Annotated in this window: 21 protein-coding genes and 1 pseudogene; 10 read left to right on the plus strand and 12 right to left on the minus strand. The window is 68.3% G+C overall.

Translation table 11 applies throughout. The features are described from left to right. Nucleotides 1–24 precede the first annotated feature (24 nt). The 3 genes from queD to KZ686_RS12010 form a co-directional block, all read right to left on the minus strand. On the minus strand, nucleotides 25–501 hold the full coding sequence (gene queD / locus KZ686_RS12000) for a 6-carboxytetrahydropterin synthase QueD (protein ID WP_149318970.1): 477 nt from the start codon (nucleotides 499–501) through the stop codon (nucleotides 25–27). Nucleotides 502–534: 33 nt separating this feature from the next. After that, complete coding sequence (queE, locus tag KZ686_RS12005) at nucleotides 535–1170, minus strand: 7-carboxy-7-deazaguanine synthase (protein ID WP_064577063.1); 636 nt, start codon at nucleotides 1168–1170, stop codon at nucleotides 535–537. A 145-nt stretch (nucleotides 1171–1315) separates the two neighbouring features. Then, on the minus strand, nucleotides 1316–2254 hold the full coding sequence (locus tag KZ686_RS12010; protein WP_265632485.1) for a LysR family transcriptional regulator: 939 nt from the start codon (nucleotides 2252–2254) through the stop codon (nucleotides 1316–1318). Nucleotides 2255–2453: 199 nt separating this feature from the next. Here KZ686_RS12010 and KZ686_RS12015 point away from each other — a divergent pair. Both KZ686_RS12015 and KZ686_RS12020 read left to right on the plus strand, forming a co-directional pair. Further along, nucleotides 2454–3658 (plus strand): annotated as a pseudogene (locus KZ686_RS12015) (MFS transporter). Between the two features lie 476 nt (nucleotides 3659–4134). Beyond that, nucleotides 4135–4683, plus strand: coding sequence for a hypothetical protein (locus KZ686_RS12020; RefSeq protein WP_265632486.1), 549 nt, complete (start codon nucleotides 4135–4137; stop codon nucleotides 4681–4683). A 213-nt stretch (nucleotides 4684–4896) separates the two neighbouring features. On the opposite strand, the gene KZ686_RS12025 is transcribed toward KZ686_RS12020, so the two are convergent. Beyond that, entirely contained in the window at nucleotides 4897–6321 is a 1425-nt protein-coding gene (locus KZ686_RS12025) for an amidohydrolase family protein (RefSeq protein WP_265632487.1), read from the minus strand. Between the two features lie 2 nt (nucleotides 6322–6323). Beyond that, on the minus strand, nucleotides 6324–7670 hold the full coding sequence (locus KZ686_RS12030) for a nucleobase:cation symporter-2 family protein (RefSeq protein WP_265632488.1): 1347 nt from the start codon (nucleotides 7668–7670) through the stop codon (nucleotides 6324–6326). A 380-nt stretch (nucleotides 7671–8050) separates the two neighbouring features. On the opposite strand from KZ686_RS12030, the gene KZ686_RS12035 reads away from it, so the two are divergent. Continuing rightward, complete coding sequence (locus KZ686_RS12035) at nucleotides 8051–9085, plus strand: AraC family transcriptional regulator (RefSeq protein ID WP_265632489.1); 1035 nt, start codon at nucleotides 8051–8053, stop codon at nucleotides 9083–9085. 257 nt (nucleotides 9086–9342) lie between these two features. Here the strand turns inward: KZ686_RS12035 and KZ686_RS12040 are convergent, their stop codons facing one another. The 6 genes from KZ686_RS12040 to KZ686_RS12065 form a co-directional block, all read right to left on the minus strand. Continuing rightward, the gene (locus KZ686_RS12040; protein WP_265633475.1) at nucleotides 9343–10455 is read right to left on the minus strand and encodes a CobW family GTP-binding protein; all 1113 of its coding nucleotides are present in this window, start codon (nucleotides 10453–10455) and stop codon (nucleotides 9343–9345) included. A gap of 110 nt (nucleotides 10456–10565) precedes the next feature. Then, nucleotides 10566–11189 carry a UbiX family flavin prenyltransferase gene (locus KZ686_RS12045; protein WP_265632490.1) on the minus strand — a complete coding sequence of 208 codons (624 nt, stop codon included), beginning with the start codon at nucleotides 11187–11189 and terminating at the stop codon, nucleotides 10566–10568. Then, entirely contained in the window at nucleotides 11186–12574 is a 1389-nt protein-coding gene (locus KZ686_RS12050; RefSeq protein ID WP_407648547.1) for a UbiD family decarboxylase, read from the minus strand. The genes KZ686_RS12045 and KZ686_RS12050 overlap by 4 nt, the downstream gene beginning before the upstream one ends. 156 nt (nucleotides 12575–12730) lie before the next feature. Continuing rightward, entirely contained in the window at nucleotides 12731–13645 is a 915-nt protein-coding gene (locus KZ686_RS12055) for an amidohydrolase family protein (protein WP_006578677.1), read from the minus strand. Between the two features lie 142 nt (nucleotides 13646–13787). Next, the gene (locus tag KZ686_RS12060; RefSeq protein WP_006578676.1) at nucleotides 13788–14690 is read right to left on the minus strand and encodes an amidohydrolase family protein; all 903 of its coding nucleotides are present in this window, start codon (nucleotides 14688–14690) and stop codon (nucleotides 13788–13790) included. A gap of 367 nt (nucleotides 14691–15057) precedes the next feature. Continuing rightward, nucleotides 15058–15801, minus strand: coding sequence for an SDR family NAD(P)-dependent oxidoreductase (locus tag KZ686_RS12065; RefSeq protein ID WP_149318978.1), 744 nt, complete (start codon nucleotides 15799–15801; stop codon nucleotides 15058–15060). Nucleotides 15802–15999: 198 nt separating this feature from the next. Between KZ686_RS12065 and KZ686_RS12070 the strand changes: the two genes are divergently transcribed. The 3 genes from KZ686_RS12070 (at nucleotide 16000) to KZ686_RS12080 (ending at nucleotide 18382) form a co-directional block, all read left to right on the plus strand. After that, nucleotides 16000–16629, plus strand: coding sequence for a TetR/AcrR family transcriptional regulator (locus KZ686_RS12070; protein WP_187829246.1), 630 nt, complete (start codon nucleotides 16000–16002; stop codon nucleotides 16627–16629). Nucleotides 16630–16735: 106 nt separating this feature from the next. Then, nucleotides 16736–17329 carry a DUF6088 family protein gene (locus KZ686_RS12075; RefSeq protein WP_265632492.1) on the plus strand — a complete coding sequence of 198 codons (594 nt, stop codon included), beginning with the start codon at nucleotides 16736–16738 and terminating at the stop codon, nucleotides 17327–17329. A gap of 6 nt (nucleotides 17330–17335) precedes the next feature. Further along, nucleotides 17336–18382: a nucleotidyl transferase AbiEii/AbiGii toxin family protein gene (locus KZ686_RS12080; RefSeq protein ID WP_226108899.1), complete on the plus strand. Its 1047-nt coding sequence runs from the start codon at nucleotides 17336–17338 to the stop codon at nucleotides 18380–18382. 30 nt (nucleotides 18383–18412) lie between these two features. Here KZ686_RS12080 and KZ686_RS12085 read toward each other — a convergent pair whose 3' ends face one another. Next, entirely contained in the window at nucleotides 18413–19942 is a 1530-nt protein-coding gene (locus KZ686_RS12085) for an MFS transporter (protein WP_265632493.1), read from the minus strand. 308 nt (nucleotides 19943–20250) lie between these two features. Here KZ686_RS12085 and KZ686_RS12090 point away from each other — a divergent pair, with 308 nt between their 5' ends. The 4 genes from KZ686_RS12090 (at nucleotide 20251) to KZ686_RS12105 (ending at nucleotide 25061) form a co-directional block, all read left to right on the plus strand. Further along, nucleotides 20251–21162 carry a LysR family transcriptional regulator gene (locus tag KZ686_RS12090; protein WP_149318982.1) on the plus strand — a complete coding sequence of 304 codons (912 nt, stop codon included), beginning with the start codon at nucleotides 20251–20253 and terminating at the stop codon, nucleotides 21160–21162. 123 nt (nucleotides 21163–21285) lie between these two features. Then, nucleotides 21286–23514 (plus strand): TonB-dependent receptor, encoded by a 2229-nt coding sequence (locus KZ686_RS12095; protein ID WP_265632494.1) that lies wholly within the window; start codon nucleotides 21286–21288, stop codon nucleotides 23512–23514. Between the two features lie 98 nt (nucleotides 23515–23612). Further along, nucleotides 23613–24074: a MarR family winged helix-turn-helix transcriptional regulator gene (locus KZ686_RS12100; RefSeq protein WP_149318984.1), complete on the plus strand. Its 462-nt coding sequence runs from the start codon at nucleotides 23613–23615 to the stop codon at nucleotides 24072–24074. A gap of 306 nt (nucleotides 24075–24380) precedes the next feature. Beyond that, nucleotides 24381–25061 carry a glutathione S-transferase family protein gene (locus tag KZ686_RS12105; RefSeq protein WP_053821696.1) on the plus strand — a complete coding sequence of 227 codons (681 nt, stop codon included), beginning with the start codon at nucleotides 24381–24383 and terminating at the stop codon, nucleotides 25059–25061. Nucleotides 25062–25064: the final 3 nt, after the last annotated feature.

A 25064-nucleotide genomic window follows, 5' to 3' on the forward strand; every position in this document is an offset into this window, starting at 1 on the left:
AATCCGCGAGACGCCGGGACGCCCTCAGTCCTGCGCCGGCGCCACGGCGGGCGCGGTCACCTCGGCCCAGCAGTTCGGCGTCTCGAACAGCACCAGCCGGGTCAGCTGCAGATGATGCCCGAAGCAGTCCTTGAACACCGGCGCCAGCATGTCGAAGGCGATCTGCGCCAGGTTCTCGACGGTCGGAATCGCGTCGAGAACCACCGTCTTGTGCCCCTCCATGCCGCGCAGGAATTCGAGCAGCGCGGTGTCGCCGCGATGGATCAGGAAGGCGTGGTCCCACTTGTCGACCAGATGCCGGTTCGCCAGCGCCTTGATGTCGCCAAAGTCCAGGATCATGCCCTCGTCCGCCGCGCCCTCGCGATGCAGCACCTCGCCCGACAGCGTCAGGTCGAGCCGATATCGGTGGCCATGGATATTGCGGCATTGGCCGCCATGGTTGGGGATGCGGTGGCCGGCGTCGAATTCGAGGCGGCGCGTGATCGAGACTTGCTTGTTCATGAAGACCGGTGCCGGGACCCGTGCGGCAGACGCCTAGCGGATGCCCAGCAGCTTGTGGGTTTGCAGCGAAAGGCGCCAGCGCGGATGGCGCTGGCAGAAATCGACGGCGAGGGCCGTATTCTCGCGCGCCAGCGGGCCGTCCATCGGCTGCACGAGGAAATAGCGGAAATCCAGCGCCTCGTATGCCGCGAAGTCCTGGCCGGGCTGCGGGATCACGACCTTGAGTTCGTCGCCGCGCGTGACCACCAGTTCGGCGCCCATCTTCGGGCTGACGCAGACCCAGTCGATGCCGTCCGGCACCGCGATCGTGCCATTGGTCTCGATCGCGATCTCGAAGCCCTGCGCGTGCAGCGCGTCGATCAGCGGCGCATCGAGCTGCAGCAGCGGCTCGCCGCCGGTGCAGACCACCAGCGGGCGGCCGCCCGCGCCTTGCGGCCATTGCGAGGCCACCTGCGCGGCCAGTTCCTCGGCGCTGCGGTACTTGCCGCCCAGCGTGCCGTCGGTACCGACGAAATCCGTATCGCAGAAGCGGCAGATCGCCTGCTCGCGATCCTGCTCGCGGCCGGTCCACAGATTGCAGCCCGCGAAGCGGCAGAACACGGCGGCGCGGCCCGCGTTGGCGCCCTCGCCCTGCAGCGTGTAGAAGATTTCCTTGACGGCGTAAGTCATGCTTGCGGTCGGTTCGACCTGGAAGATTGGCGACGGGATGGTGCCCTGGCTGTCCCTGCCGGGCAGGGGGCGAATGCCGTGCGGCTGGCCCTGGCGGGGGCGTTCCCGGTCGCGCGGGGAAACGCGACAGTATACCAAAGACGCCTTAATGCCGCAGGCGCATGGCCGGCGGCCGTTCCGCGACCTGGCTCGGGGCGTCGTCCTGCATCCGCGCCGCCAGGAAGTCCAGAAAGCAGGCAATCCGCGCCGACAGCTGGGTATTCAGATAGTAGACCGCGTGGATGGGCTGGCGCACGTCGAGCGTCTCGCGGGGAAACAGCTGCACCAGGTCGCCGCGGGCGCGGTCCTGCGCGGTCATGAAGTCGGCCAGGCACACCACGCCCTGGCCCGCCAGCGCCAGCTGGCGCAGCGTCTCGCCGCTGGAGGCGGACACCGCCGGCGTGATCTCGAACTCGTTGCCGGCCTCGTCGCGCAGCGGCCACCGGTTCAGGCTGTCGGGCTGCGTGAAGCCCAGCAGGCTGTGACGGGCCAGCTCCCCGACCGAGCGCGGCCGCCCGTGCGCCTTCAGGTAGGCGGGGCTGGCCAGCACGCGCAGGCGACTGTGGCACAGCGGCCGGGCATGCAGCGTCGAATCGCGCAGCGCGCCGATGCGGATCGCGACATCGGTGCGGTGCTCCAGCAGATCGATGATCTGGTCGCTGCTGTGCAGCTCCAGCTCGATCTCGGGATAGGCGCGGCGGAAGTCGTCGACCAGCGGCACCACCACATGGAGCATGAACGGCGACGCGGCGTTGATGCGCAGCTTGCCGGCCGGCTTCTGCCGCCGCAGCGCGATCTGGTCCTCGGCCTGGTCGACCGCGCCAAGGATCGCGCGGGCATGCGCCAGCAGCGCGGCGCCCTCCTCGGTCAGCTCGAGCCGGCGCGTGGTCCGGCGCAGCAGCGCGGTGGCGAGCTTGTCCTCGAGCCGCGCCAGCGCCCGGCTGACGCCGGACACGGTCTGGCCCAGCTGGTCGGCCGCGGCGGTGATCGAGCCGCTGTCGACCACGGTGACGAAGGCCAGCAATTCTTCCAGGGTCATTTTCATGGCGGGTTTTCCTGCGGGATCGAGCGGGACCGCTCCGGCGGGTCCAGCCGGGGCGCCGGCATGGCGAGCCGGGGGCCGCAATTATTGACTGCGGATCAAATATTTTCTGCATATTAACGGATTAATCGGCAAGCCTGCCAGGGTCACAATGCGTGCCATTCCGATCCCTGATACCTGACACCTGATCCTGGAGGCCCTCATGCCCCTCGCCTTGTTGGCGCTGACGATCAGCGCATTCGCCATCGGCACGACCGAATTCGTCATCGTCGGCCTGATTCCCACTGTCGCGGCCGATCTGAACGTGTCGCTCCCCTCGGCCGGCCTGCTGGTCAGCTGTACGCACTCGGCGTCGCCGTCGGCGCCCCGCTGCTGACCGCGCTGACCGGCCGGCTGCCGCGCAAGACCCTGCTGCTGTCGCTGATGGCGCTGTTTACGCTCGGCAACCTGCTGGCCTGGCAGGCGCCCGGCTACGGCTCGCTGGTGCTGGCCCGCGTGCTGACCGGCCTCGCCCACGGCGTGTTCTTCTCGATCGGCTCGACGATCGCGACCGGTCTGGTGCCGCGCGAGAAGGCGGCCAGCGCAATCGCCATCATGTTCACCGGCCTGACCGTCGCGCTGGTGACCGGCGTGCCGCTGGGCACCTTCATCGGCCAGCATTTCGGCTGGCGCGAGACCTTCCTGGCCGTCTCGGCGCTGGGTGTGATCGCCTTCGTCGGCAGCCTGCTGTTCGTCCCCTCGGGGATCCGCCATACGCCGCCGGCCTCGCTGATGCAGCAGGCCCGCGTGCTGGCCGAACCGCGGCTGCTGCTGGTCTATGCCAAGACCGCGATCGGCTACGGCGGCTCGTTCATCCCCTTCACCTTCCTCGCGCCGATCCTGCAGGACGTGTCCGGCTTCGACGCCGGCGCCGTCAGCCTGGTGATGCTGGTGTACGGCCTGTCGGTCGCCGCGGGCAATATCTGGGGCGGCCGCCTGGCCGACCGCCACGGCCCGATTCCGGCGCTGAAGACGATGTTCGTGCTGCTGGCCGCGGTGCTGCTGGTGCTGAACTTCACCGCGCCGCATCGTTGGCTGGTGGTGGCGACGGTGCTGGCCTGGGGCGCGGTCGCCTTCGGCAACGTGCCGGGCCTGCAGGTCTATGTCGTCAAGCAGGCCGAGCGTTTCACGCCGCAGGCGGTCGACGTCGCCTCCGGCCTGAATATCGCGGCGTTCAATCTCGGCATCGCCGGCGCCGCGTGGGCGGGTGGCCTGATCGTGACGCACCTTGGCCTGATGCATACGCCGTGGATCGGCGCGGCGGTGGTGCTGGTCGCGCTGGCGCTGACGGTCTGGAGCGGCCGCCTCGACCGCGCCGACGGCGTGGTCCATCGCGGTGGCCGCACCGCCGGCGCGATGTCGCACTGATCGGCCATCGGCGCTGGTCAGCCATCCGGGCTGATCAGCGATCCTCACCGATTGCCCATCCGAGCCGATCGCCATCTGAGCCGAACGCCATCCGAGCCGATCGCCATCCGAGCGGATCGGCGATCCGAGCCGATCGCGCATCCGGGCCGAACGCCATCCGAGCGGATCGGCGATCCGAGCCGATCGCGCATCCGGGCCGATCGCCATCCGAGCCGATCGGCGATCCGAGCCGATCGCGCATCCGGGCCGATCCGTCATCCCGCAGTGCGTGGCGGCGCCGGCAAGCCCGCCGCCACGCGCGAAATCTGCACCGCTTCCCGGGCTTGCCGACCAAGGCTTCAAGCCTGTCTCCATCCCGCCCCGCGCATGTGATCCATGCCACCACGGCATGCAACTTGCGTTCCGCTAGCCCGTCTGCGCGCAAAGACAGAACGCCGGGCGACGCCCGGCGACATCACACATCTCGAAGAGACAGCATGAAAGCAACGACCTTGGCAGCGGCGCTCGCCTCCTGCCTGGCGCTGGCCGCCGGTGCGGCGCTGGCGCAAAGCGGCGGCAGCGGCAGCGGCGGCGGGACCCGTAGCGGGAGCAGCAGCGGTGGCGGCAGCGCCGGCACGGGAACGGGCAGCGGCACCAGTGCGACCGGTTCCGGCAGTGGCAGCACCAGCGGCAGCGGTGGCACCTCCGGCTATCAGTCCGGCGGCTCGGGCAGCAAGAGCGGCGCCAGCGCTCCGCGCGGGCGCTCGGGCAGCGGCAGCGGTGGCACTTCCGGCAGCGGCACGGGTGGGACCTCTGGTAGCGGCGGCACCAGCGGGTCGGGCAGCGGTTCAACCGGCACCGGTTCGGGCAGCCCCGGAAGCCCCGGCAGTTCGGGCAGCACGGGCACCTCTGGCTCGGGCAGCACCGGAACGGGAACCGGCGGCCTCGGTACCGGGGGCATGGGTTCCGGCGGCGCCGGTGGCTCGGGCGGGACCAGTGGCGGCTCCGGCGGTTCGGGAGGGACCGGCGGCTCCAGCGGTCGCTAAGCCCGTTTGAGGCGCGCCGGCGACGGCGCGCCTCCAGACCCGTACCGAGGCCGTACTTGGGACGTACTTCGCGCCCTGCTCTCGCCCCACTCACGCCCCACTCACGCCCTACTCGAGCCCTACTCGAGCCCCACTCGGGCTCTGCGCGCGCCCTACTGGCGCGCTACTGGCGCCCCGCCGGGTCCCTGCTCGGGCCGCACGCACGCCCGACATTCAAGCCGCGATCCGCTGCAGCACCTGCATCGCGTCGTACGCCTCGCGGCGCAGTTGCTCCAGATCCAGTCCCACGATCGCGCCATCCTGCACGACCTGGCGTCCGCGCACGAACACGTGGCGCACCGGCGTCGGCTCGCCCGCCGCCACCGGCGCGGCGGCGAGATCGTGAAAGCCGTGAAAGCGCAGGCCTTTGAGGTCGTAGATCGCCAGGTCGGCCGACTGCCCCGGCGCCAGCGTGCCGATCCGCGGCAGGTCCAGCACCGCGGCGCCGCCGGCGGTGCCCCAGTGAATCACCTCCTCCACCGTGGTCTGCGCGGCGCCGCCGACCGCGCGGTGCACCAGCCAGGCAAAGTTCGCCTCGTTGACCATGCTGCCCGATTCATTGGAGGCGACGCCGTCCACCCCGAGCGAGATCCGCACGCCGGCGTCGGCCAGCGCGCGCACCGGTGCCACGCCGCTGCCCAGCCGCGCGTTGCTGACCGGACAGTGCGCCATGCCGGTACCGGTCGCGGCCAGCATGCGGATCTCGTCGGGCGAGAGCGTGACCAGATGCGCGAACCAGACGTCGGGGCCGAGCCAGCCATGCTCGCCGACGAATTCCACCGGCGTGCAGCGATATTTCTCGCGGCAGAAGCGCACGTAGTTGTCGGTCTCCGACAGATGCGTGTGCAGGCGCAGGCCGAGCCCGCGGCCGAACTCGGCCAGCTCGCGCAGCATCGCGGGCGGCAGCGAGAACGTCGGCGTGGTCGGCGCCACCGCGACGCGCCGCATCGCATCGCCGGCCGGGTCGTGATAGCGCGCCTTCAGCCGTTCGATATCGGCAACCATCTCGTCGAGCGTCTCCGGCACCAGCGCGGTCTTCGACATGCCGGGATGATCGGCGGCTGACTGGATCGCGCCGCCGCGGCACAGCACCAGCCGCAGCCCCATTTCCTCGGCCACGTCGAACAGCAGGTCGCCGGTCTCGGCGCCATGGCCGTGGTGATAGAGGTAATGATGATCGGCGCAGGTGGTGGTGCCCGCCAGCAGCAGCTCGGCCATGCCGAGCCGCACCGCGGCACGCAGCACCTCGGGCGTGAAGGCCGCCAGGCGCGGATACGGCACCGCCGCCAGCCAGGCCTGCAGATCGGCATTGATGCCGGCGGGCACGGCCTTGAGCAGGTTCTGGAACAGATGGTGGTGCGTATTGATCCAGCCCGGATAGACCACGCAGCCCGTGGCATCGAGCACGCGTTCGCCCGGCAGCGGCGCAAGTCCGACTGCGATCTCGGCGATGCGGCCGTCGCGGATGCGGATATCGGCCGCGCCGGCGCGCGCCGCGGGGCCCGCCTGGCCGGTCATCACCGCAGCGGCGCCGCGGATCAGCAGGTTGTCGAGCAGGTTCTCGCACGGGTTTTCGTTGATGGATTGGACTTCAGTCAAGATCAGATCTCCGGGGCATGTTCGCCGGCATGGGCCAGCGGTGCGTCACGGCCCGGCAGGCCGTTGAGCAGCAGGTTCAGGAAGACGGACACCACGCAGGCGATGATCACGCTGCTGTGCACGAACGGCTGCAGCGCTTCGGGCAGCTTCTCCAGCACCGAAGGCATGATCACCGGCATCAGCGCGCAGGCCAGCGTGATGGCGACGATGGTCAGGTTCGAGCGGTTGTTCTCGTAGTCGACCTGGCCCAGCGTCTTGATGCCCGCCGCGCCGACCACGCCGAACATCACCAGCGCGGCGCCACCCAATGCGGCGGCCGGAATCGACGCGAACAGCGCCCCGATCTTCGGCACCAGCGCGACCGCGCACAGCAGCACACCGCAGGTGGCGACGACCCAGCGGCTGCGCACGCCGGTCACGATCACCAGCCCCACGTTCTCCATGAAAGCGATATACGGAAAGGCCGCGAACATGCCGCCGATCGCGCTGGCCAGGCCGTTGGCGCGCAGGCCGTTGGTCGCCGCGCGTTCGCTGACCGGGCGCTTGACCAGATCGCCGATCGCGATGAACAGCCCCATCGACTCGACCATCTGCACAAGCATCACGATGGTCATCGTGACGATCGCGCCGATATCGAACACCGGCAGGCCGAAGGCGAACGGCTGCACCATCGTGAACCACGGCGCGCGCCGCACCTCGGCGAAGTCGCCCATGCCGAGCGCCGTGGCCACCGCCGCGCCGGCCAGCAGGCCGATCAGCACCGACAGATTGCGCAGGAACTCGCTGCCGTAGCGATTGATGGCCAGGATCAGCGCGACCACGCCGATCGCCACCGCGAAGAACACCGGCGCGCCGAACTGCGGCGCACCGCGTCCGCCGCCCAGCCATTGATAGGCGACGGGAAACAGCGACAGCCCGATCGCGGTGACGATGCACCCCGTCACCACCGGCGGAAAGAACTGCCGCAACCGCCCGATCACCGGCGCCAGCAGCAGCGTGATGACGCCCGCGCCGATGATGGCGCCGCAGACGCCCTGGAAGCCCAGCGAAGGATCGGTGCCGATCGCGATCACGGGTCCGACCGAGCTGAAGGCCACGCCCTGCATGATCGGCAGCCGCACGCCGAACTTCCAGAAGCCCACGGTCTGCAGCAGCGTGGCGATGCCCGAGGTGAACAGCGCGGTGCTGATCAGCAGCGTGGTCTGCGCCGGCGTCATCTTCAAAGCGGCGGCAACGATCATCGGCACCGTGATCGCGCCAAGATAACTGACCAGCATGTGCTGGAAGCCCAGCGTGAGCATGGCGCGCGGCGGCAGCACCGCGTCGACCGGGTGTTGGGGCGAAGCCATCGTCGTCTCCTTGGTGGTGGCTGAAGGCGCTCGAAGCGGCGCCTGCAGCCACAGTAGCGGCCGCGGGTGGGCGGTCATAGCGCAATTGCGAAGGCGATAGGCGCAAAGCGCAGCGATGTGAGGCACGCGGTGCTGGTGCGTGCGGTGCTGGTGCGGGCGGTGCTGGTGCGGGTGGTCCTGGTGCGGGTGGTGCTGGTGCGGGTGGTGCAACGGTGATGCGGTGGTGGTGCGATGGACATGCGATGGCTGCCCGAAGACGACCGCGATGCCGCCGAGCGCTGCGGGTTTGTCCCGGCTTTGCCGTCGGCAAGGGCGGCCCTTACGATAGCGCGCACCGCCGTTGCGGGTGCCTGTCATCGCAACCTCTGCTCCGCCCTTCCATGCAGCCGCCTTCCGACGTTTCCGCGCCCGGCCTTGGCGCCGTCCATCGATTCCATGCCAGCGAACTGCCGCATGTGGAAGCGCTGTGCGCGCGGCTGTTCGGACCCACGCGGGTGCGGCCGCTCGACGCGCGCGCGCCGCTGCATGTCGACGCCGAGCAATGCCATATCGGGCAGCTGTCGCTGGTCGATATCCGCTACAGCACGGCGATGGAGATCGAGCCGCAGCCCGGCAAGGATGAGTACGTGATTCAGACCACGCTGGCGGGCCATTGCGAGGCGCTCACCGACGGCCAGTCGCAGCATTATCCGCACGGCAGCACGCTGGTCGCCTCGCCGACGCTGCGCACGCGGCTGCTGCTCGATGAGGATTGCGAACGCTTCTGCGTGGTGCTGCGCCGGCGCGCGATCGAACATGCGTTCCGCGAGCATTTCGGCTTCGAGCCGCCGGCGCCGATCGCGTTCGCGCCGCGACTGGCCAGCGATGATGGACCGAATGGCAATGGAGGGAATGGCCTGGCCGAGCGCTGGCAGGCGCTGGTCGGATATTTGCGCGCGGAGATGCGCACGCGCCGGGCCGGCGCCGCCAATCCAACCATCGACGCCAGCATCGAGGATATGGTGGTGTCGACGCTGCTGTTCGACCAGTTCTCCGGCGACGGCGCCACGCTGCCGCGGCGCTTCCAGCCGACGCTGCCTGCCTATGTCCGGCGCGCGATCCAGTATCTGCGCCGCAATCTCGATCGCCCGATCACGATGCGCGAACTCGCCGACCATTGCGGCGTGTCCGAGCGCTCGCTGCAGGTGGGCTTTCGGCGCAGCAAGAACGCGACGCCGATGGAATATCTGCGGCTGCTGCGCCTGCAGGGCGCGCGCGACAGCCTGCTGCGGGCGCCGCAGCAGCCCGGCGCGGTGACCGCGATCGCGCTGCGGCACGGCTTCGCGCATCTGAGCATGTTCTCGCGTGAATATCGGCGCGAATTCGGCGAGTTGCCGTCGGATACCTTGCGCCGGGCGCAGTGTCGCGAAGGATAGCGGCGCGAAGCAATAGCGGCGCGGAGAATGGCGGGGCGACGGGTAGCGGCGCGGATAGCGGCGCTTATGCGGGGAGCGAAATGACGGTGATCCAGGGCGCCCTCCGCCCTCCGCCCTCCGCCCTACGCCCTCCGCCCTACGCCCTCCGCCCTACGCCCTCCGCCCTACGCCCTCCGCCCTACGCCCTACGCCCTACGCCCTACGCCCTACGCTCTACGCCCGCCGCCACGGCGCCGATGCGCCGCTACGCCCTCGCCTCAACGTGCCAGGCAGATCCCCAGCATCGTCTGCAGCCGACCGCGATCCAGGTTGCGGCCGATGAAGACCAGCTTGCTGTCGCGCGGCGCGTCCAGCCACGGCTCGCCCGCATGCAGGTCGAGCTGCCGGTGCACGGCCTGCAGGACATGGCGCCGCTCGCTGCCGGCGACGGCGACGATGCCCTTGATGCGGAACAGGTCGTCCCCTTGCGCCGCCAGCAAGGCGCGGATCGCGCTGGCGAGACGGTCTCCGTCGAACGGCCGGTCGAATACCAGCGAGACCGAGGACACCGAGGGGTCGTGCCGGTGCGCGTGGTCATGAGCGTGGCCATGATCCTGGTCATGATCGTAGCCGTCGCCATGGTCATGGCCGCAATGTTCGTCGCAGACGTGGCCATGGTCGGCACCGTGGGGGGCGTGGTCGTGGTCGTGGTCGTGGTCGTGGTCATGCCCGTACTCGTCCTCGCTGTCGTCGAGCACCGCCATCCCCGGCGTAAACCCGCCAATCCCCAGGATCTGCCGCAGATCGACGCGCGCATAGTTCGACCGCAGGATCCCCGCGCCCTCGTTGAGCCGGCGCAGGCGCGCCTCCAGCGCGTCGACCGCCGCCGGATCGGCCAGGTCGGTCTTGTTGATGACGATGCGGTCCGCGGCGACGATCTGGTCGACCGCCTGGTTGTCGAAGCCGCGCAGCCGCGGATCGTCCAGATGGCTTTCGATATGCAGCGCGTCCACCAGCGTCACCACCCCGTCGAGCGCGACCTCGCGCGCGACTTCGTGGTCCATGAAAAAGGTCGCCGCGACCGGCGTGGGGTCGGCCAGGCCGCTGGTCTCGACGATGATGTGGTCGAAGCGTTCGGGCTGCGCCAGCAGCTTCTGCAGGATGCGGACCAGATCGGTGCGCACATCGACCACACAGCAGATGCAGCCGTTGGTCATCTGGTAGATCTCCTCGTCCGAGCTGAGCACCAGATCCGAATCGACATCGACCTCGCCGAACTCGTTCTCGATCACCGCGATGCGGTGGCCGTGCCGCTCGGTCAGGATATGGTTCAGCAGCGTGGTCTTTCCCGCGCCGAGAAAACCGGTCAGGATCGTCACCGGCACCGGCACGGCGGCTCGCTCGGCAGGATGTGCGGCGGCTTGCTCGGCGGTGGCCGGGCGGACCGCTTCCGATGCAAGGGACGTCAGGGACGTCCGGGAATCAAGGGACGTAAGGGCATTCATCGTGTCTCCTCCTGCGCCATTGCCGCTGGCATCGCGTCGGCGGGCGCGGGACGCATCCCCTGCCAACGCGCGACCAGACCGGCATGGTCGATATCGAACAGGTCGAGCGTGCGCCCGACGGTATGATTGACCAGATCGTCGATGGTGCTGGGCCGGTGGTAGAACGCCGGCACCGGCGGCAGCACGATCGCGCCCATCTCGGTCACCGCGGTCAGATTGCGCAGATGGCCCAGATGCAGCGGCGTTTCGCGCGGCAGCAGCACCAGCCGGCGCCTTTCCTTCAGCATCACGTCGGCGGCGCGCGTGACGAGGTTGTCCGCGAGGCCATGCGCGATCGCCGCGAGCGTGCGCATCGAGCACGGCGCCACTACCATGCCGGCGCAGCGGTACGAGCCGCTGGCGATGGTGGCGCCGATATCGCGCACGTTGTGCGCGACGTCGGCCAGCGCCTCGACCTCGGCGCGGCGCAGACCGAGCTCGTGCTGGATCGTCAGCCATCCCGACGGCGTCACCACCAGATCGGTGCGCCAGTCCGGCTGCTGCGCCAGCCACTGCAGCAGGCGCACGCCGTAGATCGCGCCGCTGGCGCCGGTGATGGCGACCACGAGACGCCGGCTCATGGGCGCCCCATCGCTTCGCCGAGCAGCCGCGCCGCGCGTGCCATCGCATCGTCGCCGATGCGCGCGCGGATGCCGTCGAACTGCGGGCCGCGCGTCGCATCGAGCCCCATGCGCGAGGTGGTGCCGGCGCCGGAGGCCGAGGGATCGAGCGCGCTGCCCGGCAGGCCGTCGACGACCACCACGTCCCGATGCGGCTGCAGATGCGTGGCGACCGCCCACAGCACCTCCTCGTCGCGCGTGATGTCGACATCCTCGTCGACCGCGATCACCGTCTTCAGGTACGGATCCCAGCCCAGCAGCCCCAGCATGACCTGGCGCGCCTCGCCGGCGCGCATCGGCTTGAGCGCGACATAGGCATGGAAATGCGTGCCCGAGCTCGGGTAGTGCACCGCGGTGACGCTGGGAAAACGCTCCTTCAGCTTCTCGACCATCTCGGACTCGCGCGGAATCCGCCCGAGGTTGAGGTGCTCGGCCGAATTGCCGCCGACCACGTCGATCAGCATCGCGTCGCGCCGGCGCAGGATCGTCTCGACGCGCAGCAGGTTGTTGGTCGAGCGGTCCGACGAATAGCCGGTGAACTCGCCGAACGGTCCCTCGTCGACGCGCGCCTCCGGATCGATCACGCCCTCCAGCACGATCTCGGCGCTGGCGGGTACCGCGATGCCATGGCGCGGCGTGCGCACGACCTCCAGCGGCGCGCCGAACAGGCCGCCGGCAACGTGGCGCTCGTCCACGCCGTACGGCAGGCGCGCCGCGCCAGCCAGCATGAACAGCGGATGCGCGCCGATCACCATCGCGACCGGCAAGGGCTGGTCGCGCGCGGCGGCCTGCTGCTGCATGCGCCACAGATGGCCGCGCGAATGCAGGCTGGTGGCGATGCCGGTGGCCGAATGCACCATCGAGCGGTGAAAGCTGGCGTTACCGATGCCGGTCTCGGGGTCCTGCGCGATCAGGATCGCGTTGGTGATATAGGGACCGCGGTCGGTGGCGAAATGCCGGATCGCCGGGATCGTGCGCAGGTCGATGCCGTCGGTCTGCACGACCTCCAGCACCGGTCCGCGGTCGACCTCGCGCGGCGGCACCAGGCGGCGGCTGCGCGCCTGGTATTCCGCATGGATGCCGTCGGCACCGACGCCGAGCAGCCGGCCGACGCGCTCGCGCGAGGCGAACACATTGGTCACCAGCGGCGCGTCCAAGCCGCGCACGCGCTCGAACACCAGCATCGGATGGCGTCCCTGCGCGGCCAGCTGCCAGACCACGGCGGTCGCATCCTGGTCCGCGCCGATCTCCTCGCCGATCATCAGCACATCGTCGGGATGCGCGGCCCGATAGGCCGCCAGAAAGTCGCGAAAGTCCTGCGAGGACGAATAGCGCCCGGGAGTGATCCCGGGATGGAGCCCGGAACCGGGCCCCGAATTGAGCGCCGAATTGAGCCCCGAATTGAGCCGCGATGTCATCGATCTCTCCTTGTCACGCCGGCCGGGCGGCGCACGCTGGCGCTGCCCGGCCCGGACGCGTTGTCGGCCCGATCAGCGGCCCGTTCAGCGAAGACCGGCGTAGGTGTCGGTCAGGCGGGCCTGCGCCTCCTCCATCGTGCGCGGCGGCGGCGTGGTCTCCAGGCCGATCAGGCGGGCGATGTTGTTGCCCATGTAGTCCTCGAGCCCGTCCTCGTCCAGGTCCATGCCCTGCGGCGCGGGGCCGCACAGCATCTCCAGCTCGCGCAGCCACATGCCGGGCTCGTTCGGCGGCGTGTCGGTGCCGAACACGATCTTGTTGCGCGGCAATTGGCGGGCGAATTCGACGATGCGCGACTGGAAGCACCAGCCCGATTCGCAATAGACATTGGGCGTGTCCATCGCCATCCAGAACGCCTCGAACGAATAATTGCCGCCGGTCTGGATGCCGAAATGGCCGATGATGAAGTTGACCATCGGGAATTCGCGGATGATCGGATAGAACATCGTCGGAATCGTGTACGGCCCGTCGCCGGTATGGATCAGCACCACGACGTTGTACTTGGCACACATCTTCAAGGCGGGCCGCAGCCAATCGAGCGCGCGGTCGGGACGATAACCGTGCATGTTGGCATGCAGCTTCATCATCTTGAAGCCGTATTCCTTGACGTGGTATTCGAGCTCGAGCGCGCCCTCTTCCGGGCCCCAGCGCGGATTGAAGGTGAAATTGCCGATGAAGCGGTCCGGATATTTCTGGCACAGCTCGGCCACATAGGCCATGTAGTCGCGCACGCCTTCGCGGCCGCGGCGATTGCCGTCGCGATAGCCGGTATTGCCGGGCGGCGGCTGGATAAAGCCCATATCGATGCGGCGCGGCTTGCCGTTGATGATGTAGGGGCCGTCCATCATCTTGAGCAGGCGCTCGCCGGTAAATGGTTCGCCGGTATGGCGCCAGGCCTCGTCGACGAGGTTGGTGGGATGCAGATGGGTGTCGATGATCATTGCAGTGGCTCCGTGCGGGGCTGCGTGGTCTGGAAGCGGTCGTGGGCGGGGATCGGGCGGCGATGGGAGCGGCGATGAGAGCGGCATGCGGGCCGCCATCGGCGCGCCATCGTCGCGCCATCCGAGCGCCATCAGGTCGTCATCAGGCGGCGAGCCTGGCGCGGGCCTCTTCGACCGTGCGCGGCACCGGCGTCGGTTCGAGGCCGATCATCCGCGCGACGTTGTTGCCGAGGTAGTCCTCGAGCGTGTCCTCGTCCAGATTGAGCCCCTGCGGCGGCTCGAAACACAGCACCTCCAGCAGGCGCAGCCACATGCCCGGCTCGTTCGGCGGCGTATCGGAGCCGAACAGGATCTTGTGCCTGGGCAACACCTTGGCGAATTCGACGATGCGCGACTGCAGGCACCAGCCCGATTCGCAATAGACGTTGGGCATGTCCATCGCCATCTGGAACGGCTCGAAGCAATAGACGCCGCCGGTCTGCACGCCGAAGTGGGCCATGATGAAATTGACCGTCGGGAATTCCTTGATCATCGGCACCCATTCGGTCGGGATGCTGTAGGGACCGTCGCCGGTATGCAGCTTGACCAGCACGCCCAGTTCCGCGCATTTCTGCAGCGCAGGACGCAGCCAGTCGAGCGCGCGGTCGGGCCGATAGGCGTGCATATTGGCCTGGAACTGGACCATCTTGAAGCCGAGCTTGCGCACGTAATGGTCGATTGCATTGACGCCGTTCTCGACGCCGCAGCGCGGGTTGTAGACGAAGCAGCCGATGAAGCGGTCGGGATATTTGCGCACCATCTCGACCGTGTAGGCCATATAGGCGTCGATCGATTCGCTGCCCGACCTGGTGCCGTCGGTCCAGGTGTAGATGGTGTTGCCTTGCGGCGGCTGGATGAAGGCGCGATCGATGCGGCGCGGCTTGCCGTTGATCAGGAATGGGCCATCCATCATCTGGATCAGGCGCTCGCCGGTGAAGGGCTCGCCATCGTGCCGCCATGCCAGATCGACCAGATTGGTCGGATAGCAACTGGTGTCGATGATCATGCGGGAGTCTCCTCGCAATGCTGCAGGTTGAAGGCATGCGGGACCGGGCCGGTCGTTGCCGACGGGCCGAGCGCGCGTTGCGTTCGGGAGCACTGTCGAGGGGAGCGTTGGAAGAATGCGCCACCGACGGTACTCCGTCAGTGAGCAATCTCCAGTTGAACGATCGCGGCATTGCGCCGCTGCTTGTTCAATCGACCGCTTCTACCCACGGCGCCTTTATACCGCCGCGGAAATTCGGATGTCAAGCGGGAAGCGTGGACGCGACGTTGCCGCGCCCCACCTTCCCCTGACCGCTCGATCGCGCTCGATCCCGCTCGATCGAGTCGGTCAATCGTTCGATCGGTCGTTCGATCGGTCGTTCGATCGATCAGGCATTGGCGCCGTTATCGATTGTCCAGGCCGCGCCGGTCACGGCCTGCGCCTCCGGCGAGGCCAGCAACGCCACGACCGCGGCGACCTCGTCGGGCGAGGCGTAGCGCTGCTGTCCCGCCATCAGCGAGCGCTGCCAGTCCGCATGCGGGCCATCGGGCGGGTTCATGTCGGTGGCCGTCGAACCGGGGTGCACCACATTGACCGTGATGCCGCGCGGACCGAGATCGCGCGCGAGGCCCTGCGTCATGCCGACCAGCGCCGCCTTGCTGGCGCTGTAGATCGACATCCCCTGCCCCGGCACGCGCACCGCCAGGCTGCTGCCGATCGAGATGATGCGACCGCCATCGGGCATCACCTCCGCCGCCGCCTTGATCGCGACGAAGGCGGCGCGCACGTTCACGGCCATCGTGGCGTCGAAGTCGTCGACGGTCAGTTCGGCCGGCGAGCCCGCGCGGAAGATGCCGGCGTTGTTCACCAGGATATCGATCTTGCCGAACTGGGCGGCCGCGCGCGCCACCGCGTCGGCCACGGCCTTCGGGTCGGTGTTGTCGGCGCGGATTGCCAGCGCCTGCCGTCCATGCGCGCGCACCTGGGCCGCGACCTGTTCGGCCTGCTGCTCCGAGCTGGCGTAGGTCAGCGCAACGTCCGCGCCGTCGGCCGCCAGCCGGCGCGCGATCGCCGCGCCAATGCCCCGGCTGCCGCCGGTGACCAGTGCCGTTTTTCCTTGCAGGGATGCCATGTCTTGCTCCTTGAACGTGGTGTTCAACGTGATCTTTCGGTTCGCCGGTCAGTCGCCCGACGGGCTGCCTGACCGGCATCGTGCGTTCCACCTACAATCTGTACTTGTCGGTACAAATTTAAAGCGAATTATTGGCACGTTGTCGCCAACGGTCAAGGGATTTACTATCCGGTCAGTACAGAATTCACCGTTCCATCCATGAGCCAACGAGGAAGACCCCGCGCCTTCGACCGCGACACCGCCCTGCAGGCCGCCATGCGCGTGTTCTGGGAGCGCGGCTACGAACAGGCGTCGCTGAGCGAGCTGACGGCCGCGATGGGGATCAACCGCCCCAGCCTCTATGCCGCCTTCGGCGACAAGGCGCAGCTGTTCCGCGAGGCCACGGCGCTGTACCAGCGCACCATGAACTTCACCACCCCGGCCCTGGCGCGCCCCACCGCGCGCGCGGCGGTCGAGGCGATGCTGCGCGACAACGTCGAGGCCTATTGCGACCCGACGACCCCGCGCGGCTGCCTGGTGGTATCGGTGGCCGCCGCCTGCCCGGACGACGACAGCGAGATGAAGACCATGCTGTCGAGCAAGCTGCGCACGGTCGGCGAGTCGGTACGCCAGCGCCTGAAGCAAGGCGTCGAGGCCGGCGAACTGCCGGCCGACACCGACGTCGGCGCCCTTGCCGCGTATTTCGAAACGGTGCTGCAGGGCCTGTCGATCCAGGCCCGCACCGGCGCGTCACGCCAGCGGCTGCATCGCGTGGTGGATTGCGCGATGCGGGTGTGGGACAGCTTCTCGCCGGAGCCGAAGAAGCGGTCGACGGGCCGTCAAACGTAATCCCTGACCGGTGTCTTCGCGGCCGTGGCTACCGGCCGTCTCGCCGTTCTGTTTGCCGTTTGTCAGAAAACGATATACACTTCTGACACTCCTAAAGGACACCACCATGCAGACTCTTGCCCAACGCATCCTCGAATACGCAGCCGGCTTGCCGGAAGGCGCACCGCTGGTCGCCAAGGGCTTGCTGCACCTTGGCAATCGGGCGGCGCTCGACCAAGCCCTTTGCCGCCTGACGCGCCGGGGTGCCCTGCTGCGAGTCGAACGTGGGATCTACGCCGTGCCGGTGTCCACCCGATTCGGTACGCGCGCCCCTGCAGCCTCTGCCGTAGTGGAAGGATTGGCTCAACAGCGCGGGGAAACCGTGGTGCCGCACGGTGCCGCAGCGGCAAATGAACTGGGATTGACCACGCAGGTCCCCGTGCGGGCCGTGTATTTGACTTCAGGCCGCAGCCGCACGCTTAATCTCGGGGCCCAAACCATCGAGTTCCGGCATGCGCCGCGATGGCAACTGGTCCTCGCGGAACGTCCGGCGGGCAAGATCTTGCGTGCCTTGACCTGGCTCGGGCCGCAGCACGCCAATGAAGCGATCCGGAAACTGCGGCCGCTGCTGTCGGCATCGGACCTTGCCGAAGTCGCATCGTCGCGCGGCCAGCTGCCGACGTGGATGGCCAAGGAAGTCAGTACCCTGCTGCAGCATTGATGCACCGTGACCGAATTCTTCAGCCTGTCCCGGGCGGAGCAACGGGACGCCCTCGAAGTGGTCGCGACGCGTTCCGGCAGACCACCACATTTGCTCGAAAAGGACCTGTGGGTGGTTTGGTCGCTGCGGCATCTTTTTGCGAGCCCTTATTCCGATCATCTGGTCTTCAAGGGCGGCACCTCGCTGTCGAAGGCATATGGCGCGATCCGGCGCTTCTCCGAAGACATCGATCTGACCTATGACATCCGGGCGATCGCCAGCGATCTGATCGGAGAAGCCGGCGAACCGCTGCCGCCAAACCGGAGTCAGGAGAAGCGATGGAGCAAGGCAATTCGTGCGCGCCTGTCGACCTGGGTCGCGGCAGAGGTCCTTCCGTCGATCCAGCATGAATTGGCCCGGCAGCGGCTGCCTGCGATCGCCCGCGCGGAAGGCGACAAGGTCTTCATCGCCTATGAGCCGTTGTCCGGGGGAACAGGCTACGTTTCCCCTATCGTCATGCTTGAGTTCGGTGCACGATGTACCGGCGAGCCTTGTCACTCACGCCCGATCCAATGCGATGCGGCCACGCACCTTCCCGAGATCGCATTTCCCGGCACCACCGCGCGCGTGATGCGTGCCGAGCGCACGTTCTGGGAAAAGGCCACGGCGATCCACGTCTTCTGTGCTCAAGGCGAATTCCGTGGCACCGCACGGTTCGCCAGGCATTGGCATGATCTGGTGCGTCTCGACGATGCCGGGCTCGCCGATGCCGCCATTGCCGATCGCGGTCTTGCACACGCCGTCGCACAGCACAAAGGCGTCTTCTTCGCCGAGAAATCCCCTGATGGCGCCCCGATCGACTATGGCTTGGCGGTGTCCGGAGGATTGCAGTTGGTGCCCGGCGACAAGGCGCTCACGGCATTGGCGTCCGACTATCAACGCATGGTCGACGACGGCCTCCTGCTAGACGAAGGCGAGCCGTTCGAAACTCTTCTGAAGCGCTGCGCCACCATCGAGCGCAAAGCGAACAGACTGGCGCGCAACACAGGCACACTGACCGAAAAGACGCTCTGACCCGGGCTTCTCGCGCCTCGGCGGAGCGGATCACTCCGCCGCATCGCGTGGGAATCGCATGCCGCGCGCCAGCAGCATGGCGGCCAACGCCGACAGCGCCACCACGGCTGCGGCGGCGTGCCAGCCCCAGGTCTCGATGGCCGCGCCTACCGTGACCGGCCCCACCACCTGCCCCAGGTTGCTGCCCTGCATCAGCAGGCCGACCACCACCGGCACCAGCGCGGCGGTCGGGGCGACGACGGGCGCGCTCGACAGCAAGGTGGCCGGAATCAGGCCGCCCACCGCCGAGAACAGCAGGCACAGCAGGAAGGTCGGCACATCGCCGAACACCGGCAGGAAGATGCCGAGCGCGGCCAGGCCCATCGTCGCGCAGGTGCCGCCCACCAGCACGGGCCGCGACACGCCGCGCGCCAGCAGATAGCCGGCCGCCAGATTGCCGATCATGTTGGCGCCGATCGCGAGCGCGGTCAGCAGCCCCACCATGCGGTGCGAGGCGCCGATCCGCTCGATCAGCAGCACCGGCAGGAAGCTGAACAACGCGAAGAACATCAGGCTGTAGAGCGCGAAGCAGGCGGCCAGCCGCAGCGGCTGCGCGGCGCGCAGCACCGCGGCCATATCGGCGCGCATGCCGGCAACGCCGCGCGACGGCGACGGCGACGGCGATGGCGACGGCGATGGCGACGGCGATGGCGATGGCGATGGCGATGGCGTTGGCGTTGGCGTTGGCGTTGGCGTTGGCGTTGGCGTTGGCGTTGGCGTTGGCAACTGCGACTGCGACTGCGACTGCGACTGCAACTGCGACTGCGACTGCGACTGCGACTGTGACGGCGACGGCGACTGCGACCGGGACTGCGATTGCGATTGCGATTGCAATGGCGACTGTGACTGCCATTGCGATTGCGGTGACCATTGCGATTGCGATGGCGATGATCGCTGCGTCAATGCCTGCCACCGCGCGCAGGCGGGTATCGCGAGCCGCGCCGCCGCCATCGCGACGACGGCCAGCGCCGCGCTCCCCCACCAGAGTCCGCGCCAGTTGCCGAACAGCGGACCGGCGAGCATCGCCAGCGCCATGCCGGCCGGCATGAAGCAGCTCCACAGCGCAAAGGCGAAATCGCGGCGCTGCAGCGGCACCACGCGTTGCAGCACCGCGGGCCCGGCCACCGCGATCAGCAGGAAGCCCAGCCCTTCGACGAAACGCGACGCCATCAGGGCCGGCAGCGTCGGCGCCAGCGCGCCGGCGCAGGCGCCCACCACCACCGCGAGCAGACCGCCCAGCAAGACCCGCCGGTCGCCGAAGGCGGGCACCAGCGCGCCGGCCGGAATCCCGCCCAGCGAGCCGAGCACCGCGACGATCGCCATCAGCCAGCCGGCCTGCGCCAGGGTCGCGCCAAGGTCAGCCTGCAGCATCGGCATCGCGATCGCGGCCTTGCCGACCTGCAACGCTGCCACGACACCGGCGCTGACCACCACCGCCACGGTCAGCCACATCGCCGCCTGGCTGGGCGGCGCGGCGGGCAGCGGCGCCGGCTTGCCGGACGGCGTGGCGGGTCTCGGCACCGTCCTGCCGAACGGTGCGGCGGCGATCGGCGCCGCCTCGCCGGACGACGCGGCGGGTACCAGCTCCCCTTGGCGCCGCCCTTCGCCGGCGGCCCATGACCGCTCTCCGTTGGCACAATCGTTCGCCCGATCGTTCGCCTGATCGTTCACGCAATCCGTCATCTCGCTCCCCTGCACCGAAACCTCACGATGGCGCACAGCATCGCACCGGCAGTACATCGACGGAAGTGATATAAGTTCGATCCAAACGATCGATCAGATAGATCAATCAAGCCCAGCCGAGCCACCGACTCCACCCGCTCCGCACCATGCTCGACGCCCTGACCCTCGACCAGTTGCGCACCTTCGCCACCGTCGCGGAGGCCGGCAGTTTCCGCGCTGGAGCGGCAAAGCTCGGCCGTGTGCAATCGGCCGTCAGCCACGCGATCGCCAATCTGGAGGCGCAGCTCGGCGTCGCGCTGTTCGACCGCAGCCGGCGGCGGCCGGTATTGACCGCGGAGGGCCAGGCCCTGCTGGTCAACGCGCGCGACATCCTGCTGCGCGTCGATGCGATGCGGGCGCGTGCCCGCGGCCTCGGCCAGCAACTGGAGCTGGAACTGTCGGTGGTCGTCGATACGCTGTTCCCGCTGGCGCAGATCAGTGCCGCGCTGGAAGCGATGCGCAGCCGCTATCCCTCGGTGGCGATCCGGCTCGCGGTCGAACCGCTCGGCGGGCCGCTGGCCGCCCTGCTGGAGCAGCGCGCCACGCTGGCGGTGATGGTCGGCGAGGGCTTCCGCGATCCGCGCGTCGCTCTGCAGGCGCTGTCCTCGACGGAGGTGGTGGCGGTCGTGTCCGCGCATCACCCGCTGGCGGCGCGGCGGCGCGGCCCGCCGCTTGGCCTCGCCGATCTGGCCGATCACCTGCAGATCGTGCAGTCCGATCCCACGCCGCTGTCCGCCGGCCGCGACTTCGGCGTGCTGTCGCCGCAGACCTGCCGCGTCAACACGCAGGACACCAAATACGCGCTGATCCTGTCCGGCCTTGGCTGGGGCCGGCTGCCGCGCTGGCTGGTCGAACGCGATCTGCGCGAAGGCCGGCTGGTGCGCGTGGCCACCACCTCGCTGGGCCGCGACGCCCGCGTCCTCTACGAAGCGTACCTGGCCCATCGCGTCGACCAGCCGCTCGGACCGGCCGCACAGGCGTTCCGCGAAGCGCTGGGCCGCATCGCCGCGCAAGGCTGACCGGCCAGTTATGTCGTGGAGTGCCGATTGGATTCCAAGATATGTTGCAAACAGGAATCGTTATCAATATGATTGACGGCTTTTTGTAACCGTAGATTACGAGAGAGCCCGGACCCACGCGCCATGAGACAGAAACTGGCCTGTTTGCAACCGTCGCGGCTGACGCCGTCGGCCCTGATCGCCGCGGCCATCGCCGGCGGCGCCCCGCTTTCCACGCTGGCGCAGCAGGCGCCGTCCGACAGCCCGGGCACCGCACCCGCGCATGAGTTGAGCACCGTCGAGGTACGGGTCGACCGCATCAAGAGCGATCTGGTCAATCCGACGCGGCAGGTCACCGTGATCGAGCGCGAGCAGATCGAGGAGCTGAAAACCGGCTCCACCAATCTGGCGACGATGCTCAGCAAGCTGATTCCCGGCATGGCCGATTCGAGCCGCACCGTGACGGACTTCGGCCAGACGCTGCGCGGACGCAGCGCGCTGGTGCTGGTCGACGGCATTCCGCTCAATACCAACCGCGATTCCGCCCGCAATCTCGCCACGATCGATCCGAGCAACATCGAGCGGATCGAGGTGCTGCGCGGCAGCAGCGCGCTCTATGGCGCCGGCGCAAGCGGCGGCATCATCTCGATCACGACCCGCACCGCGGGCGGCCCGCCCAGCGCCGACACCACCGTGACGCTGGGCACGCCGCTGACACGGCTCAGTAAGGAAGGCCTCAGCGCCAACGTGCAGCAGCACTTCTCGGGCAGCCAGGGACCGATCGATTACGCCTTCCACATCGGCGCGCAGCGCATCGGCAGCCCCTACGACGCGCACGGCCATCGCATTGCACCGGAACCGAGCCAGGGCGATCTGTTCGATTCCAACGTCTACAACGTCAGCGGCAAGCTCGGCTGGCGCATCGACGGCCAGCAGCGCGTGCAGCTCAGCCTGAGCCGCTACCACGCCAAGCAGAACACCGACTACGCTTCGGATCCCTCGGTCGGACGCCTGCCTCCGGGCTCGGCGACGGCGCGCGCGATTCGCGGCCTGCAGCTCGAAAACCAGAACGAGCTGCGCAACACGGTGCTGAACCTGGACTACCAGCACCAGGATTTCTTCGGCAGCACGGTGTCGACGCAGTTTTACTATCGCGACTATTTCACCCGCTTTCCCCCGTTCGACGCGCGCGCGGTCGCCACGCGCGGCGGCAACGTCGACCAGATCAGCCAGAACAGCAGCGTATTCGGCGGCCGGCTCACGATCGGCACGCCGCTGGGCACGAGCAAGCAGACCAAGCTGCTGTGGGGCGCGGACTACAACCAGGAACGCAGCGACATGCCGCTCGACGTGTTCAACGCCGCGCGCTACGACTCCAGCGGCGGCCTGGTGTTCCAGCGCACCGGCGAGCTGACCTATATGCCGCCGCTGACCACCCGCAGCGGCGGCATATTCGGCCAGCTGCAGCACAAGTTCGACGAGCGCTGGTCGATGGAAGGCGGCGTGCGCTACGAGCGCGCCAGCGCCAGCTTCGACGACTTCGTGCCGCTGTCGCAATCGAAGGTGGCCAACCCGGTCGGCGTCAAGGGCGGCACCGTCGACTACGGCGCCTGGCTGTTCAACATCGGCGCCGCCTTTGCGCCGGTCAAGGGCCAGGAGTTCTATGGCGCCTTCAGCCAGGGCTTCCAGCTGCCGGACATCGGCCTGCAGATCCGCAACGCGCGTCCGGGCTTCGACATCAACTCGTCGAGCCTGGAGCCGGTCAAGACCAACAACTACGAACTGGGCTGGCGCGGCGCGCTGGGCAGCAACACGCTGGCCAACGTGGCGGTGTTCTACACCACCTCGAAGCTCGGGGACGTGCAGAGCTTCAACAACGGGCTGATCCTGACCCGCACCAAGGAGCGCATCTTCGGCGTCGAGGCCGCGGCCGACTATCTGACCGACGACGAGAAGTGGGGTGTCGGCGGTACCTTCACCTGGATGCGCGGCCGCGAGCAGCCGCAAGGCAGCAGCAGCTTCCAGAACATGACCGGCTATCGCATTCCGCCGCTGAAGCTGACCGGCTATCTGCAATACCGGCCGATCAGCCAATGGACGAACCGGCTGCAGGTCAGCTATTACGCCGGGCGCGACTATCGGCTCAATGGCCAGAACAGCTTCGGGCGGCGCGATACCGGCGGCTATACGACGCTCGACCTGATCAGCCGCTACCAGCTGACGCGCAAGGACACCATCACGATCGGCATCGAGAACCTGCTCAATCGCGACTACTACCCCTTGTACAGCCAGCTGCTGCGCAACAGCAGCAATACCAGCCGGCTGCCGGCGGCGGGTATCACGCTGACGGCGATGTATCAGCACCGCTGGTAAGCGACGGCGAGCCGGGACAGGATCGGTCCCCTGCCCGGCTCTGGCCCGCGGCATCGATCGCCGGCATAATTGCAACTGCAACGATACCGGAGAGCATCATGACGACAAACGGGCCCGACCTGTGGTTCTCCTTCGTGCGGGCGCACCGGCTGATCATCCGTGAGGTGGAACGGCGCCTTGCCGACGCCGGGCTGCCCACCTATGCCTGGTACGACGTGCTGTGGGGCCTGGAGAGCGGTCCGGGCGGCACGCGCCGCATGCACGAGCTGGCCGACGCGCTTGTCATCGAGCGCTACAACCTGACCCGTCTGGTCGACCGGCTGGAGAGCGAGGGCCTGGTCACGCGCACTCGCTCGGCCGACGACGGCCGCGCCGCCTTCCTCACGATCACGCGCGAAGGCCGCGCGCTGCGCAAGAAGATGTGGAAGATCTACCAGGCCACGATCGCCGATCTGTTCCTGTCCCAATTCGATCCCACCGACGAGCGGCGCTTCGCCGACGCGCTCGAGCGCGCCGCGCAGGCCGTGCGCGCTGCCGCGGCCGCATCGCGCCCTTCCTGACGCCGCTGCGCCGGTCCCTGTCCCAGGTGGGAACCGGCTGACGACCCACCACCGGGACCAACCCGCCCTCCCACCATCACACTCGCGCACCACGCCGTGACTGTCGCCGGCCCGGCGACGGCACGCGCGCGTCGACCGCTGCCGTGCCAGCACGCCGGTGCCGCCGGCAATCCGCCTGCCGCCCTCTTCGATCGCTCCACCGATGGCCGTGCTTGCCGAGGCCGCCTCCATCGACTACAGTTGCATCTGCAACGATTGCAGATGCAACTCATAGCCATATCGCAGGACATCATCGGAGGAACCACCATGTCATCCGTCATCCCATCAAGGCTGACCACGCCAGACCTGACCTTCTACACCGCCAACACCCCCAATGGCCAGAAGGTCAGCATCTATCTGCAGGAAGCCGGATTGCCCTACCGGCAGGTGGATGTCGCCCTGGACAAGGGCGAACAGCGCCACCCCGACTATCTCGCGATCAACCCGAACGGCAAGATCCCGGCGCTGGTCGATCACGGCGAAGGCATCACCGTGTTCGAGTCCGGGGCGATCCTCGGCTATCTGTCGAGCCAGTACGGCCCCCTGCATCCGACGCAGCGCCACGAGCAGTGGCAGGTCCAGCAATGGCTGCATTTCCAGGTCGGCGGCATCGGGCCGATGCTGGGACAGCTGTGGTGGTTCCTGCATGGCTCGCAGAGCGGAAATCGCGAAGCGATCGAGCGCTACACGAAGGAAGCGCATCGGCTCTATGGGGTGGTGGACCGACGGCTGGCGGAATCGAACTATCTGGCGCTGGACCGCTACACCATTGCCGACATCGCCGCCTTTCCGTGGTTGCGTAGCCATGACGAACTGCGGCTCGACATCGGGCAATACCGGCATGTGGCCCGCTGGCTCGAGCGCATCGCCGAGCGGCCGGCGGTACAACGCGGTCTCGCGGCGTTGCGCCGGCCCGCGGCGGCGACGCAGGATCGGGCGGAGGCGTGAGCG

The organism is Cupriavidus cauae, from assembly GCF_026210475.1.
Lineage (GTDB): Bacteria > Pseudomonadota > Gammaproteobacteria > Burkholderiales > Burkholderiaceae > Cupriavidus > Cupriavidus cauae.

Coding starts and splice junctions, on each gene's coding strand:
- queD (WP_149318970.1), bottom strand. CDS start 501: ATGAACAAGCAAGTCTCGATCACGCGCCGCCTCGAATTCGACGCCGGC.
- queE (WP_064577063.1), bottom strand. CDS start 1,170: ATGACTTACGCCGTCAAGGAAATCTTCTACACGCTGCAGGGCGAGGGC.
- KZ686_RS12010 (WP_265632485.1), bottom strand. CDS start 2,254: ATGAAAATGACCCTGGAAGAATTGCTGGCCTTCGTCACCGTGGTCGAC.
- KZ686_RS12020 (WP_265632486.1), top strand. CDS start 4,135: ATGAAAGCAACGACCTTGGCAGCGGCGCTCGCCTCCTGCCTGGCGCTG.
- KZ686_RS12030 (WP_265632488.1), bottom strand. CDS start 7,670: ATGGCTTCGCCCCAACACCCGGTCGACGCGGTGCTGCCGCCGCGCGCC.
- KZ686_RS12035 (WP_265632489.1), top strand. CDS start 8,051: ATGCAGCCGCCTTCCGACGTTTCCGCGCCCGGCCTTGGCGCCGTCCAT.
- KZ686_RS12045 (WP_265632490.1), bottom strand. CDS start 11,189: ATGAGCCGGCGTCTCGTGGTCGCCATCACCGGCGCCAGCGGCGCGATC.
- KZ686_RS12055 (WP_006578677.1), bottom strand. CDS start 13,645: ATGATCATCGACACCCATCTGCATCCCACCAACCTCGTCGACGAGGCC.
- KZ686_RS12060 (WP_006578676.1), bottom strand. CDS start 14,690: ATGATCATCGACACCAGTTGCTATCCGACCAATCTGGTCGATCTGGCA.
- KZ686_RS12065 (WP_149318978.1), bottom strand. CDS start 15,801: ATGGCATCCCTGCAAGGAAAAACGGCACTGGTCACCGGCGGCAGCCGG.
- KZ686_RS12070 (WP_187829246.1), top strand. CDS start 16,000: ATGAGCCAACGAGGAAGACCCCGCGCCTTCGACCGCGACACCGCCCTG.
- KZ686_RS12075 (WP_265632492.1), top strand. CDS start 16,736: ATGCAGACTCTTGCCCAACGCATCCTCGAATACGCAGCCGGCTTGCCG.
- KZ686_RS12090 (WP_149318982.1), top strand. CDS start 20,251: ATGCTCGACGCCCTGACCCTCGACCAGTTGCGCACCTTCGCCACCGTC.
- KZ686_RS12095 (WP_265632494.1), top strand. CDS start 21,286: ATGAGACAGAAACTGGCCTGTTTGCAACCGTCGCGGCTGACGCCGTCG.
- KZ686_RS12100 (WP_149318984.1), top strand. CDS start 23,613: ATGACGACAAACGGGCCCGACCTGTGGTTCTCCTTCGTGCGGGCGCAC.
- KZ686_RS12105 (WP_053821696.1), top strand. CDS start 24,381: ATGTCATCCGTCATCCCATCAAGGCTGACCACGCCAGACCTGACCTTC.